Consider the following 14,213-nt stretch of genomic DNA (forward strand, 5'->3'; position numbering starts at 1 on the left):
GCATTCTCAGCGGCGCGAGAAGTTCTGCGGCTGCGCCTGCACGTGGGTGATGTCGCCCTCCCGCCACCACGCGACCGTCACCGTGGCCTCGAACGCACCCGTCAGCCGCACCCGGAGTTCGTCGTGCACCACGAGATCGCCCGCGGGCAGCGGCAAGTCGAACTGCAGGCGCAGCAGCACGCCCAGCGGCTCGGCGGTCCAGCTGGTCTCCCGGCCGGTGCTCACCACCTCCGCCGTCACCGCCTCGGAGGCCAGCGGCAGATCCAGCAGCGTGGCCAGCGGGCGCGCCGACACCAGGTCACCCACGACCAGCCGGTCGGCGGGCAGCGCCGGGCCCAGCCAGGGGCGATCCAGCACCAGGGCGTCCGCGGCCGGGATCACCTCGCCGGTGAGGGCGCGCACCTGACCCGGCAGCACCAGATCCTCGGTGTCCAGGCGGCCCGCGTCGAGCGCCTCGGCCAGATACCGGTACGTCTGTGAAATCGATTCCGGGGTGGGCATTCTCGCCGGATCGGCGAGGGCGTCGAGGAGTTCCTCGGCCAGCGCCGGGGTGAGCACCTCCGGGTCGGCGAGCACGCCGCGCAGCACCGCCAGATCGTTCGCGTCGAAGCCCGGCAGCTGCGGGAGCAGGCCCGCGAACAGGGTGTCGTCCGGGTGGCGCAGCAGGCCCAGCGGAATGCCGTCGATGTGGGCGTGATGGCGCAGCCACCAGGCGGTGTAGCCGTCGCGGTCCGCGAGCAGCCGGCGGGTCGTCTCATCGGACAGCAACAACCGCAGCGCCTCCGGCCATTCGGCGTCGTCCACCAGGTCCAGGTCGCGGACCGCCACCAGTTCGGCCGGATCCTCGGCCAGACCCTCCCACCAGGTCTCCTCGTCGTCGAGGTGGTGGTCCGGGCCGGTCGGATCCGACTCGGCGACCAGGGTGAAGCTCCAGCCGACACCGATGGCGCGCAGGGCCTCCGGGCCGTAGCGTTCGAGCACGCCGGCATCCACGGTGGTGAACGGCGAATCTTCGACGAGCACGCGGGCCAGCGGCGCATCGGGCAGCAGCAGTTCGTCGGCCGGCGTCGATTCGCCGTCGATATCGGGCAATTCGACCAGGCCCAGCCAGGACGGGAGGACACCCGGCGCGGCCAGGGTGGTGGCCGCCAGCTTCAGCACCGCGTCGACGGTGTCCGGATCGCTCGGATCGTCCTCCAGCACCGCCTGCAGCCCCGCGTCATTGAGCAGATCCTCCGGCGTGGCCGGGCGCGCGCCCAGCCGGCCCAGCAGCTCGTGCGCCGCCTCCGGGTGCACCAGACGCGCCCAGTGCACCGGAATCGCCTGTTCCAGACGGTCATCCAGCACCACCGTGCGCGGGCCGGTCACCAGGCGGCCGTCGGTCAGCGGCACCGCCAGCGCGCCCAGTTCCTCCACCGCCAGCGGATCCACCGCGAACGGCTCCAGGGCGTCGTAGAGCGAATACCACCACTGCGGTGCACGTTCCAGGCTGCTCGACAGCTCGGCGATCCGCGCCAGGCCGATCCGGTGCACATCCAGCACGGCGAGAGCATCGGCGTACATGCGGCCGGACAGCTCCGGAATCACCAGCGGGCCGACCATGTCCGCCAGCAGATCGGCCAATTCCACGGTCGCACCGGTGAATACGGTGGCCCGGCGCGGCGAGGCGACATTCGCCCGCGAATCCGCGCCCGGGGATTCGGTGATCGCCGATTCATTCACAACCATCCCCAGGTCCGCTGGGGATGGTTCCTCGAACTCGGCCGAGTCGAAGGTCGCGACCACATCGTGCGGTCCGATGGCGTCGTGGGGTTCGACGGTGTCGCCGGGCTCCTCGTCCTGGGCCGGAAGATCCCACAGCGGCAGGGTTTCCTGCTCCCATGCCGCGCTCGCCTTGGCGGTCGGCGCGGCGGCCGAGTCGACGTCCGGCGCGGCGGCCAGTTCGAGCGCGGCCGCGGTATCGGGATCGCCCGATGCCCGCACCTCATCGGCCTCGGTACCACTGCCGGCTCCCGTCACGCCGAACGCGGCGTCGAATTCTTCTGGCGCCGGGGCATATTCGGCAGCGCGTTGCGGACGGCCGGTGAGAACCGGCAGCCACTCGTTGTCGCGGAGCTCGGCGATCAGGGCCTCGCGGAGCAGGCCGTCCGCCTCGCTGCGGGCGAAGCCGGGAGTGGGGACCAGGACCAGGCGGTCGCGCGGCGGCAGGGCGCGCGCGAACGCGGCGTAACCGGCGGCCAGCGCGGTCAGGTGCGCGCCGGGGAGCAGGCGGCGGCGGTCCGGCTGCATGGGGATGTCGGCGATGAGCAGCGCCGGAATGGACAGCTCCTCATCGGAGCGGGTGGGTGCGCGCAGCACATCGGGGCGGGTGGCGATCGGGCGGCCGTCGCGCACGGGCAGCAGCCAGCGGGCGCGCTCGGTGCGGTACTGCCACCACACGCGCTCATCGGAATTCGGGCCGGTGATCCGCAGTTCCGTGAGGCCCTCACCGAGTTCCCGCTCGGCACTGGCGATCTCGTCGTCACCGATCCGGATGGCGTGCAGCGCGGGCAGTTCCAGCAGCAGATCGGCCGCCTCCGACCGCATCTCCGTGAGCAGGGCGACGGTGTCCACGTGCTCGCGCAACCGCAGCACGATCTCACTGTCGAAGCCGGTCACGGGCTGCTCCGCGGTGGCCCAGGCCAGTCGCAGCGCCGGCGGCTCGAAATCGTCCGGCGTCTGCGGGATCTCGATGCCCTGCGCGCCGAGCAGCGCCCAGGTCTCGGCCCGTGAGAACCGCACCGAGCCGCCGGTCGAACGGAACTCCACCTCGTCCGACACCGTCAGCACGGCGGTGAATCCCACCCCGAACTGCCCGACGGCCGCGGCGTCCGTCTTCCCCGAGGCGCGCAGCGCGGTGAGCGCGTGCACGCCCGAAACATCCAGCGGCGCACCGGTATTGGCCACATGCAGGGTGCGGCCGTCCAGCCACACCGCGATCCGCCCGTCGACGCCCGCCTTGGCGGCGGCGTCGGCGGCGTTCTGTGCCAGCTCGGTCAGCAACCGGTCCCGGTATCCGGCCCGGACCAGGTCCGCCTCCGTGGCGGCGTCCTCCCGCAACCGGGTGGGCGACCCGCGCCAGGCGGCCACCACCCCGGCCCGCAGTTCCGCCGTCCCGAACGGATCCCCCGCATCGGTCGCGACCACGCCCTACACCCCTTCCGCACAACCGTTGATGGCACGCCAGAGCCAAGCATCCGGGTATCTCACAGAACTACGGCGCGATCCATCGAAAACCGCACCCGCCGCCGGGAATCCGGCGGCGCTACAACCTATCCGGGCGAGCGCCTCAGCGCGACTCGGCCGAACCGGTCTCGGGCTCCACCCGCACCGCATTCACGGCCCACGCATCGTCGTACACCGCATCCGGATCGCCCGCCTCGAACAACCCGGCCGTGCCGGAATCGTCCGCGGCCACCGACTTCTCGGACGCTCCCGCAGCCTCGCCGTTCTCGGACGGTCCTGCGGCCTCGCCACTCTCGGGCACCACCGGCACAGCGGCGACCTCGGCGTCCGCATCGACCACACCCGCCTGCACATCCGCGGCATCAGCCAGGCCCGTGGCCGAATCGGCATCAGCCGCAACGTTCGTGTCCGCAGCGACCGTGTCGGTCTCCGCAGTCCGAGCCGCGCCAGATTCGTCCGCCTCGCCCGATTCCACCTCGGCCACAGCGCCAAGTTCGGCTTCCACGGCCTCGGTCGTCGCGGCAGCGTCAGCAGTCGCGGCGGGCTCAGCGGCGGCGTCACCGGTCGCGGCGGCATCAGCAGTCGCGGCGGCGTCAGCGGTCACGGCGGGCTCAGCGGCGGCGTCAGCGGTCGCGGCGGCGTCAGCGGTCACGGCGGCATCAGCAGTCGCGGCGGGCTCAACGGCGGCGTCACCGGTCGCGGCGGCATCAGCGGTCGCGGCGGCGTCAGCGTCGGACGTCGCGGCGGCGGCCGCGTCAGCGTCGGACGTCGCGGCAGCAGTGGTGGCGGCATCGGCGGTCGCGTCGGCGTCCGTCACGATCGGCGTCGAATCGGTGTCGCTCGCAGGCGCTTCCGCACCCGCTACCGCGCCGGATCCGTCTACTTCGCCGTTCCTGACGGATTCCGTTTCCAGCGCGCCGGTTTCGATGCGGAGATCGGCGGTGGGGAACAGGTCCACGGCGGCGTCGTCGTAGGCCTCGTAGAGGGGAGAGCCGCCGCCGGTGGGGAGTTCGACGTCGGAGTGGGCGCCGCAGCCGTAGGCGACGTGGACCACATGGCCGTCGGCGCCCATGGCATTGGCGCAGACGCCGAAGGCAGCGCCCAGGGCGCCGGCCATGCGAACGAAGAAGGCGCAGCGGCCGCAGGTGGACGGGGCGGCGCGGGCCATGTCGGTGTCGGGGCCGTATTCGGAGAACCAGCGGTAGGCGGCCTCCTCGCGACCCTCGCGGGAGAGCGCCTGGGTGCGGCCGAGCCCGATCTCGAGGGCGACCTCGTCGACGGCCGGGTCACCGGTGGCGACATAGCCGGGCACCAGGCGCGGGTCGCCGGGCGGCGGGGCCAGCAGATCGCCGGGCGCGAGATCGCCGGGGCGGATGCGCTGATCCCACGGGATGAAGTCGGGCGCCACCAGTGCGTCCGGCCCGGGCAGCAGTGCCGACTCGCTCACCGTGGCAGTGGTCGCCTCCGGCGGCGCGGCCACCACGACCGCCCACTGCCAGCCGCGATAGCCGGGCAGCGTCGCCTCGAAGTGATGGGTGGCCGAGGATTCGTCCTCGCCGGTCACGCCCAGATGCGCGCCCACCCCGACCGGTTCCAGGTCCAGGAGCGCACGGCGGGCCAGCTCGACCGCCTCCGCCAGGATCGGCCGCATACCGGACTCCGAAACTCCAACCGCGCTCACGCCCTACATTTTGCCGTATGGAGCGCAAACGCCGTGCACCGGTAGCGGCCGTCACGATCACGCTGTCCACGGCCCTGGCCCTGGCCGCGACCGCGACCGGCTGCACCAGCAGCGACAACACGCCGAAGCTGCGGGTCGAGGTGGTCGCCACCCGGCCGCACGACCCGGGCGCGTTCACCGAGGGGTTGGAGGTCGACGGGTCGGTTCTCTACGAGAGCACCGGACTCGCCGGCAATTCCTCGATCCGGGCCACGGACCTGAACACCGGCGCCGAACTCGCCCGCGCCGACCTGCCCGCACCCCTGTTCGGCGAGGGCATCACCCGGGCCGGCGACGTGCTGTGGCAGCTCACCTACAAGAACGGCGTGGCCATCGCCCGCGACCCGGGCACTCTCGCGGAACTGCGCACCGCGCATTTCGACGGCGAGGGCTGGGGCCTGTGCACCCGGGACGATCGCGTGCTCATGAGCAATGGCAGCTCGACCCTCACCTTCCGCGATCCACAGACCTTCGCGATCACCGGGAGCGTGGCGCTGACCAGCCGCAAGGATGCCGAGCTCAACGAACTGGATTGCGCCCCCGACGGTTCCGTCTACGCCAACACCTTTCCGACGAACACCATCCTGCGCATCGATCCGGGCACCGGTGAGGTCCTCGCCACGATCGACGCCTCCGGCCTGCTCCCCCGCGGCGCCCGCACCCCCGACACCGATGTCCTCAACGGCATCGCCCACCTCCCCGGCACCGACCACTTCCTCCTCACCGGCAAGAAGTGGCCGACGTCCTATGAAGTGCGTTTCGTCCCCGCCTGATCTGGTCCATCGCGACCGGTCGCTCCGAACTTGTGGCGGCCCACACCGGCCGTAGTGCAGCCACCGGCCGACGGCACTGCAAGAATTGGGTGCGTGACTCCTCCCCGTGACCCCGGTGCCGACCCAGGTCGCTGGGGCGACGAGGACTCTCCCATGATCGAACGGCACCCGGGGTACGACCGCTATCCGCCCGCCAACCGCGCGGGCCGCCGACCCGTCCCGCCGGGCGACGAGGGCGAAGTGCCGGAATTCCTGGCCCGGCGTCTGTCCGCGCGTCCCACCGACCCGCCGCCGAGGTCGCGCGGCGAATCTCCGCGCAGCCCAGGCGGCGAACCGGAGGGCCGTACGTCGCGCTGGGCGCGCCGCCGCCGCGACAAGGCCGAAACGCATGACGCGGCCAAGGACAACCCGCCGACCCGGCCGTACGAGACCCAGCCGCCCAAGGGAACTGCGAGCGAGCCGGAAACGTGGCAGCAGCCGCACGACTTCGGCACCACGCGGCGGGTGCGCTACGACCCGGAATCCGCGGCCCGATCCCGATCGCATGAGCCGGAATCCGCGCCGCCCGCACACCGCGATCAGGGTCAGCCGACGCGCCCCGGCAACACGCAGCACCCGCACACCGAACCGCCGCACCCGGAAACGGCTCGCACGCAATCGTTTTCGCACGAAGCCGATCCGGATGCCCAGGACAGCGGCGGGCTGCACAAGCCGCCCCGCAAACTGACCGTCACCCGGGTCGCGGCACGCCGCAGCATCGAGCTGACGCAGAGCGGTTTCGCGACCTTCCAGCGCGCCGCCAAGGCCGACGGGGCGGAGGAGTCGGGTCTCACCGCGCTCATCTACGCCACCATGGCCAACTTCGCCACCGACGCCGCGATCGCGGTGGCCCTGGCCAACACACTGTTCTTCGCGAGCGCCACGGCGGAGTCCAAAACCAAGGTGGCGCTGTACCTCTTGATCACGATCGCGCCGTTCGCGGTGATCGCGCCGGTCATCGGCCCCATGCTGGACCGCCTGCAACGCGGTCGCCGGGTCGCGCTGGCGGGCTCGTTCGCGCTGCGTGTGTTCATCGCCGGGCTGCTCATCTTCAATATCGACAACTGGGCGCTGTACCCGCTCGCCCTGTGCATGATGATCCTCAGCAAGTCGTTCTCGGTGCTGAAGTCCGCGGTCACCCCGCGCGTGCTGCCACCGGGAATCGACCTGGTGCGCACCAACTCCCGGCTGACCGTGTTCGGTCTCGTCGGCGGCACCATGTGCGCCGGCGCGGTGGCCGCCCTGTGCGCCAAGATCGCTGGCTCCACGGGTGCGCTGCTGTTCGCCGCGGCGCTGGCGGCGGCGGGAATGATCCTGAGTCTGCGCATCCCATCGTGGGTGGAGGTCACCGAGGGCGAGGTCCCGGCCACCCTCGGCTACCACGGCAACGACGCCCGCACCGAGGTGCTGGACCCGAGCCGGGCCGACACCGTGCAGCCGAGCAAACGCCGTCAGCCCCTGGGCCGTTCGGTGGTGACCGGGCTGTGGGGCAACAGCACCGTACGAATCCTGACCGGTTTCCTCACCTTCTACGGCGCCTTCGTCGCCAAGTCCACCGAGCATCGGGCCGTGCAACAGGTGGCGATGCTGGGCGTCATCGTCGTGGCCGCGGGTGTCGGCAATTTCGCGGGCAATGCCTCCGGCGCGCGCATGAAACTCGGTCGCCCGCAGTTGATCGTGCTCAGTTGCACCGCCGCGTGCGTCGGCGTCGCGGTCGTGGCTGCGGTGATGGGCAACCTGATGGGCGCCGGGATCGCCACCCTGATCGCCTCGGGCGCGAGTGCCCTGGCCAAGGTCTCGCTCGACGCCTCCATCCAGGACGATCTGCCGCCGGAATCGATCGCCTCCGGTTTCGGCCGCTCCGAGACCGTGCTGCAGCTGTCCTGGGTGATCGGCGGTGCGATGGGCGTGATGCTGCCGCCGACCTGGTGGATCGGTTTCACCGTGGTCGCGTCGGTGATGGCGCTGGGCTTGATCCAAACCGTGGTCAGCTACCGTGGTCATTCGCTGCTGCCCGGTTTGGGCGGTAACCGACCTCAGCACGCCAAGCAGGAGATCCCGGCCACGCACGGCGCGGGGGAACCCACCCAGTGACGGACAGGAAGCCCCGGTGAACCAACCCAAAGCCCGCACGATCATCGCTCTGCTGGCGGTTCTAGTCGTGGTGGCAGTGGCCTATTTCGCCGCGATCGTGGTCATCGCCCGCCACACCACCAAGCCGGATCCGCAGATCACCGCGTACGCGCACGGGAAGTCGGTGTCGGTGAATCCGTTCCTGTACTGCGACCTCGAGGTGTCGAAGGACCGGCTGGCGATCGGCAAGTGCAATTCCACCCAGTCCGTCTCCGATCTCGATGTGCCCCCGGGTTCGACGGTGCAGATCTCGCTGCCCAAGGAGGTCGCCGACGCGCCGTGGGAGATGCTGATCGGCTACCGCCTGCCGAACAACAAGGCCGACGCGGAGGTCCTGACCTACAAGCAGCCCTGGCGGCTGTCGGGCAAGCCGGAGCGGGATAAGGATCCCAAATACGACAAGCCGCTCACCCTGACCATCAAGACCCCGCCGACCGAGCACGTGCGCCTGGCCATCATGGAACTGCACCTGCCGATACCCGCCCGTGACGAGAACGGTAACGAGGGTGTCATCTCCCGCGGGATCTGGGCGTTGCACACCCCCGCGTTCGATCCCGTGCTCTTCAGCTGAGATCCCGCCTGCCACAACAACGGAACGGGCCCCGGTGATGGAATCACCGGGGCCCGTTGACTTCTCGTCGCGACCTAGTGGTCGAGCTCCCGCGCCACGCCGCGCACCACTTCGGCGATGCGCTGGGCGGTCTTGCGGTCGGGGTACTTGCCGCGGCGCAGATCCGGCTGCACCTTGGTCTCCAGCAGCGTGATCATGTCCTCGATGAGGCCGTGCAGCTCGTCGGCGCTCTTGCGATTGATGGGGGCGTCATTGCGCCCGCCGCCGCGACGGTCGCCGCGCTCGCCACGGCCGCCGCGCTCCTCGCGCAGCGACGGGGTCTCCAGCAGCTTCAGCGAAAGCGCCTGCGGGCCACGGCGACCCGCCGCCATTCCGAATTCGACGCGCTGGCCCGGTTTGAGGGCCTCCACGCCATCGGGCAGCGCCGACGATCGAACATAGACGTCCTCGCCCTCATCCTGGGAAAGGAAGCCGAAGCCCTTTTCGACGTCGTACCACTTCACCTTGCCGGTCGGCACTGCGCTCACCCGTTCGTCATTCAAGCCCGGGCAGCCGGGCACATTCGTGGTCGCCGGACGCATGCGCCGGCGACCTTTCCGTTTGCGAAAAGAACGCGCCCCGCACAGCTATGCAGGACGCGACTGACACCGAGTCTACCCCGGTGCGAATAGCGCAAGCACATCAGTTTTACGGTTCAGAGGTGTCCGACACTTCTTCCAAGCAGGCCCCTCGCGGTTCCGCGAGCTGGCTGCTGTATATCGCCTTGGGCCTGTTCGCGATTGGATTGCTGGCGGTGTTCGCGATCTTCGGCGTGCATCTGCTGACCGATGCGAAGCCGGGTCTGTGGCTGTATCTGCTCGCCATGTGCGCGCCGCTGGGTTTCCTGCTCTCGGTGGTCTACGCGCTCTGGTCGGGCCGCCGGTCCCGCTGACCGTCCGGGTCAGGATCGGGACTCCGCCGACACGCGGGCGACGACACGGAGATTGCCCAGTTCGTTACCCGAGCATGCATGTGATCTTCGTCACATAACAAGTAGGTCACAGAGCGGTGACAGACCCCTATCGGCGGGGACTCGCCGTGACCACCTGCACAGAAGCCATCCGGAACCGCTTGCGCCGGTTAGTGACCCGGACAGACACGTCGGTTACCAAATGGTGATTTTTGGCGGCGGTCGTCGTAGTGTCTTCCTCGCCGGGTCAGCCCGGCGCCACCGGCCCGCCGCACCGAACTTCGCCCCGCGGGTACCGGACCCCCAACTGGAGAAAAGGGGCGAAGACGAGGAACAGCGCACATCCAGTGCGCCGGGCCGGACGACCTCTCAGTTCGACCCCGGTAGTCGGCCTCGCAGGCGCGTACGAGAGGAAAGACCCGAAAATGAGTGGACGCCATCGCAAGCCGACCAACACTGGCCGCACTGTCGCCAAGGTTGCCCTGACGGGCATCGCTCTCGGCGGCGCCGGAGTGGCCATGGCGGGTAACGCCAGCGCGGCACCCGACTCCGACTGGGATCGCCTCGCACAGTGCGAAGCCGGCGGTAACTGGGGCATCAACACCGGCAACGGTTTCCAGGGTGGGCTGCAGTTCTCGCCCGGCACCTGGAACGCAGCGGGCGGCGGCGAATACGCCCCCACCGCCAACCAGGCCACCCGCGAGCAGCAGATCGCGGTCGCCGAGAAGGTGCTCGCCACGCAGGGCTGGGGCGCCTGGCCCACCTGCTCCTCGAGCCTCGGCCTGACCAGCGGATCCACGCCGCGGACCGCTCCCGCGCCCGCGACCTCGGACACCCCGCAGTGGAACCCGCAGCAGGCGGGCCCCGGCGCCGGCAGCGACGGCACCCAGGAAGTCTTCCAGGCCGTGGACCGCGCCATCGCGGTCGCCCAGTCGCAGGGCGTCCAGATCCCGCAGCCCGCACTGGATTTCCTCAATGCCACCAAGGCCAACGGCACCAAGCTGGACCCCAGCATCGTGAACTTCTTCGAGGCGAACAAGGGCCTGCTGCCGCAGTAGCACCCGTTCCCTCTTCGGAATGCCCCGCATCAATGCCGATGCGGGGCATTCGCGATTTCCGGGGTTGCCGGCGGAACGCCGTGGCGGGGGCAAACTTCGGGGTGCCGGAGGGGGCGGTCCCGATGGCCGCATGCCAGAATGAGCGCGTGGTGAACAAATCGAACAAACCCTATGTCGACAATGGCTGGCCGGAGATGGCCAATGGCGATCACGCGGTCACCGAACTCTCCTCGACCCGCTCCGGTGGCCTGTCCCCGTACGGTGAGGACACCGAGTTCCCGCTGCCGGCCGATCAGCTGCCCTACGTGCACCCGCACACCATCGTCAACCGCTGATCCGACGTACGACCGACAACCATGCGGTTAACGGCGCTCGTTCCCGGGCGGCCGCCGCGCATACGACCCCAGGCCCGCGGGGCGGGCACCGTGCCAGCAGCCCCACCTACCGCCTGGTCGCCGCGGCGGCCGCTGAACCGCGTCCGCACCGTGCCCGATGAACCGCGCCCGGCCCGACATGCCGGCTGCCCGATGGATCGGGTGAAGTGACCGACCTCCCCACCTCAGCCACGACCGCCGACGCGGCCGCCCGTCCCGCCGAGTCCGCGAAATCCGCCGCCCGCGCGGATATGACTCTGGCCGAATGGCTTTCCAAGCGCAGCGACGCGGATCTCGTGACGCTGCTGCAGTTGCGGCCCGATCTGGCTGTCCCCCTGCCCGGTTCGATGGCCGTGCTGGCCGCGCGGACCGAACAGCGCGCCTCGGTGCTGCGCGCGGGCGACGAGCTGGACACCCTCGATTTCGCCGTCATCGAAACCCTGGTGGTGCAAGGGGCCGGCGACGGCGGCCGCGCCGTGCCGCTGCCCGCCAAGACCCTGCGCAAGCTGCTGTCGGACCGGGTTCCGGCGGCCACCGTCAATGCCGCGCTGCAGAAGCTGCGCGCCCGCGCCCTGGTCTGGGGCCCGGATACCGCTCTGCGCGTGACACCCGCCGCCCAGGAGGCGCTGCCGTGGCCGCTGGGTAGCACCACCGAACTGCCGGACGCGCTCACCGAACCCGAGATCACCGCGGCTCTGGCCGCGTCCACCCCGCAGGAGCGGACCCTGCTGGAGAAGCTGGCCGGCACCGGACCGCGCGGGCGCACCCGCGATGCCGCGCCCGGCACCCCCTCCGAGCGCCCGGTGCAGCGACTGCTGGCGCACCGGCTGCTGAACTGGATCGACGAGGAGACCGTGGAGCTGCCGGTCTCGGTCGGGCAGGTGCTGCGCAACGAGCCGGTCAGTGATCCGCATGCGCTGGTGCCGCCGCACCCGGATTCGACCAAGCACGCCCCCGCCGACATCAATGCGGTGGCCGCGGGCGAGGTGGGAGAACTGCTGCGGCACAGCGCGGCCGTGCTGGAGGCGCTGGGCGGGTCGCCCGCCCCGGTGCTGCGCTCCGGCGGTCTCGGCATCCGCGAGCTGCGCCGCGTCGCCAAGCAGACCGGCATCGACGAGAACCGGGTCGGCCTGCTGGCCGAGGTGCTCACCGCGGCCCGGCTGATCGACAAGGGCACTCCCGAGCCCGCGCCCGACGGCGACGGCGCCGAAGACTACTGGGCGCCCACCACCACCGCCGACGCCTGGCTCGCGGTGGTGCCGCCGCGGCGCTGGACGGTGCTGGCGCAGGCCTGGATGGACCTGGACCGGTTCCCGTGGATGATCGGCCTGCGCGACGCCAATGACAAGCCCCTGGCCGCGCTGTCGACGGAGCTGCGGTATGTGCACGCCGTGCGCGACCGGCACGCCGTGCTCGGCGCGCTGGCCGAATTCCCGCCCGGCACCGAGGTCTCCGCCGCCGACCTGGGCCGGATCCTGGCCTGGCGGCAACCGCGCCGGCGACGGCACTACCGGCTGGAGGCGGTGGCGAACACGCTGGCCGAGGCCGAGGCGCTCGGGCTGGTGGCGCGCGGGGCCCTCAGCTCGGCGGGCTGGGCCCTGCTGCACGGCAGTCCGGAGGACGCCGAATCGGAGATGGCGATCGCGCTGCCGGAGCCGGTGGACCACGTCCTGGTACAGGCGGATCTGACGGTCATCGCGCCCGGTCCGCTCACCCCGGAACTCCAGGACCGGGTCGCCATGGTCGCCGATGTCGAATCCGCGGGCGCCGCAACGGTTTACCGCATCAGCGACACCTCGGTGCGCCGGGCGCTGGACGCGGGCGCGACGGCCGCGGAACTGCACAATCTGTTCACCACGCGCTCCCGCACCCCGGTCCCCCAGTCGCTGACCTATCTCATCGACGATGTGGCCCGCCGCCACGGACGCCTGCGCGCGGGCATGGCGCAGAGCTTCGTGCGCAGTGAGGACCCGACGCTGCTCGCGGAGGTGCTGGCCGCACCCGTGGCCGGCGAACTCGCGCTGCGTGCCGTGGCCCCGACCGTCGCCATCTCGCAGGCGCCGCTGGCCGAGGTGCTGGAGCGGCTGCGCGCCGCCGGTTTCAGCCCGGCGGGCGAGGATTCGTCCGGCGCCATCGTCGACCTGCGACCCCGCGGGGCCCGCCTGTCCGCGCGGGGCCGGCAGCGCCCGAACTGGCGGCCCAACCCGCCGAGCACCGAACAGCTCGAATCCCTGGTCGCCGAACTCCGCGCGGGCGAACGCGCCGCCAATGTCCGCCCCGGCCAGGCGGTGCGCTCCGACGGCACCCGCACCAGCACCGCCGCCACCCTCAATCTGCTGCAGCTGGCCGCCCGCACCCGCCGCCCCGTCCACATCGGTTACGTGGACGCCCAGGGCGTCGCCACCCAGCGCGTGGTCGAACCCCTCAAGGTCGGCGGCGGCCAGCTCGATGCCCTGGATCCGGTCACCGGCGCGGTCCGCCACTTCACGCTGCACCGCATCGCGTCGGTCGCCCTGGTCGAATAGCGGCCTCGGTCGCCCTGGAACAGGAAAAGCCCGGTACCCGAACGACATTCGTCATGTCGTCCGCGTACCGGGCCGCAGGTCCCGAGCGCCGGGCTACCCCTTCGGGTTACCTAGGCAGAACGTGGTCTTCGGGTCGTGAATGATGCGGAAGCTGGTGGCGGTGTTGGCGTCACAGGCGAATTCGTCGTCCTGGCCTTCGATCCGCTTGAGCACCTTGAAGGACGCCTCGGGAGCCGTGCACGCCACGTACTTGTAGCCGGTGGACGGGCTCTCGTTGTAGCAGGCGCCCTCCTTGAAGTTCGGGCTCAGGCACAGGAACGCGGTGGTGCCGCCATTGAGGGTCTCCTCGTAGGAGGTCTCCTCTTCCTTGCAGTCGGTCTTCTTGTCGTAGACCGCCGCGACCTTGTACACCGCCTTCTGGTCGGAGCAGTCGACCGGCGCCGTCTTCGAGTCGGTGGCCGAGCCTTCGATGACGTTGATGCAGTCACCCACCTTGGACTTGGCGGTGTCGGACTTACTGGCGTCCTTCAGCATCGAACAGCCGGAAACGGCCAGTACGGCCACGGCCACCGCCACGAGGGCGAGTACGAGGCGCACCAGCGTCCTCGTTCCTGCGAACTTCACTAGCGAAAACCTTTCTCACCGAACAATTCACGGCTGTGAACGCGGTGAGAATACCTGTGTGCGGCCCGCACGCGCATCCGACATGGGGGTTATATCAGAATCGCATGATTTTCTCAGTGCAGCATGGACAGCCCGCGCATGCCCAGCCACGAGAGGTTCACGAGGATGGTCGGAAGGGCACTGAGCAATTGCAGGCTGAAGGCGTTCACGGTCTATACCTCT

General features: G+C 70.5%; 11 protein-coding genes. 7 read left to right on the forward strand and 4 right to left on the reverse strand.

Annotated elements, in window-relative coordinates:
* Positions 1 to 6: 6 nt before the first annotated feature.
* A complete protein-coding gene (locus tag ABZV44_RS02340) occupies positions 7 to 3,186 on the reverse strand; it encodes an ATP-binding protein (RefSeq protein WP_354830866.1) in 3,180 nt (1,059 codons plus the stop codon).
* Positions 3,187 to 3,328: 142 nt separating this feature from the next.
* A complete protein-coding gene (locus tag ABZV44_RS02345; protein ID WP_354830869.1) occupies positions 3,329 to 4,906 on the reverse strand; it encodes a DUF3027 domain-containing protein in 1,578 nt (525 codons plus the stop codon).
* Positions 4,907 to 4,923: 17 nt separating this feature from the next.
* On the opposite strand from ABZV44_RS02345, the gene ABZV44_RS02350 reads away from it, so the two are divergent.
* From ABZV44_RS02350 to ABZV44_RS02360, 3 genes are all read left to right on the forward strand, one after another.
* Complete coding sequence (locus tag ABZV44_RS02350) at positions 4,924 to 5,718, forward strand: glutaminyl-peptide cyclotransferase (RefSeq protein ID WP_354830871.1); 795 nt, start codon at positions 4,924 to 4,926, stop codon at positions 5,716 to 5,718.
* Positions 5,719 to 5,871: 153 nt separating this feature from the next.
* A complete protein-coding gene (locus tag ABZV44_RS02355) occupies positions 5,872 to 7,851 on the forward strand; it encodes an MFS transporter (RefSeq protein ID WP_354830874.1) in 1,980 nt (659 codons plus the stop codon).
* A gap of 16 nt (positions 7,852 to 7,867) precedes the next feature.
* Entirely contained in the window at positions 7,868 to 8,461 is a 594-nt protein-coding gene (locus tag ABZV44_RS02360) for a DUF2771 family protein (protein ID WP_354830877.1), read from the forward strand.
* Between the two features lie 74 nt (positions 8,462 to 8,535).
* On the opposite strand, the gene ABZV44_RS02365 is transcribed toward ABZV44_RS02360, so the two are convergent.
* Positions 8,536 to 8,979 carry a cold-shock protein gene (locus tag ABZV44_RS02365; RefSeq protein WP_354831624.1) on the reverse strand — a complete coding sequence of 148 codons (444 nt, stop codon included), beginning with the start codon at positions 8,977 to 8,979 and terminating at the stop codon, positions 8,536 to 8,538.
* Between the two features lie 182 nt (positions 8,980 to 9,161).
* On the opposite strand from ABZV44_RS02365, the gene ABZV44_RS02370 reads away from it, so the two are divergent.
* The 4 genes from ABZV44_RS02370 (at position 9,162) to ABZV44_RS02385 (ending at position 13,367) form a co-directional block, all read left to right on the forward strand.
* Positions 9,162 to 9,392 (forward strand): hypothetical protein, encoded by a 231-nt coding sequence (locus ABZV44_RS02370; protein ID WP_354830880.1) that lies wholly within the window; start codon positions 9,162 to 9,164, stop codon positions 9,390 to 9,392.
* 443 nt (positions 9,393 to 9,835) lie between these two features.
* Positions 9,836 to 10,468: a transglycosylase family protein gene (locus tag ABZV44_RS02375; RefSeq protein ID WP_354830883.1), complete on the forward strand. Its 633-nt coding sequence runs from the start codon at positions 9,836 to 9,838 to the stop codon at positions 10,466 to 10,468.
* Between the two features lie 146 nt (positions 10,469 to 10,614).
* Complete coding sequence (locus ABZV44_RS02380) at positions 10,615 to 10,803, forward strand: hypothetical protein (protein ID WP_120743826.1); 189 nt, start codon at positions 10,615 to 10,617, stop codon at positions 10,801 to 10,803.
* 290 nt (positions 10,804 to 11,093) lie between these two features.
* The gene (locus tag ABZV44_RS02385; protein WP_354831627.1) at positions 11,094 to 13,367 is read left to right on the forward strand and encodes a helicase-associated domain-containing protein; all 2,274 of its coding nucleotides are present in this window, start codon (positions 11,094 to 11,096) and stop codon (positions 13,365 to 13,367) included.
* A gap of 93 nt (positions 13,368 to 13,460) precedes the next feature.
* On the opposite strand, the gene ABZV44_RS02390 is transcribed toward ABZV44_RS02385, so the two are convergent.
* Positions 13,461 to 13,991, reverse strand: a complete 531-nt coding sequence (locus tag ABZV44_RS02390; RefSeq protein ID WP_354830886.1) for a hypothetical protein — start codon at positions 13,989 to 13,991, stop codon at positions 13,461 to 13,463.
* Positions 13,992 to 14,213 lie beyond the last annotated feature (222 nt).

Origin of the sequence: Nocardia sp. NPDC004860, assembly GCF_040609015.1 — a bacterium.
Lineage (GTDB): Bacteria > Actinomycetota > Actinomycetes > Mycobacteriales > Mycobacteriaceae > Nocardia.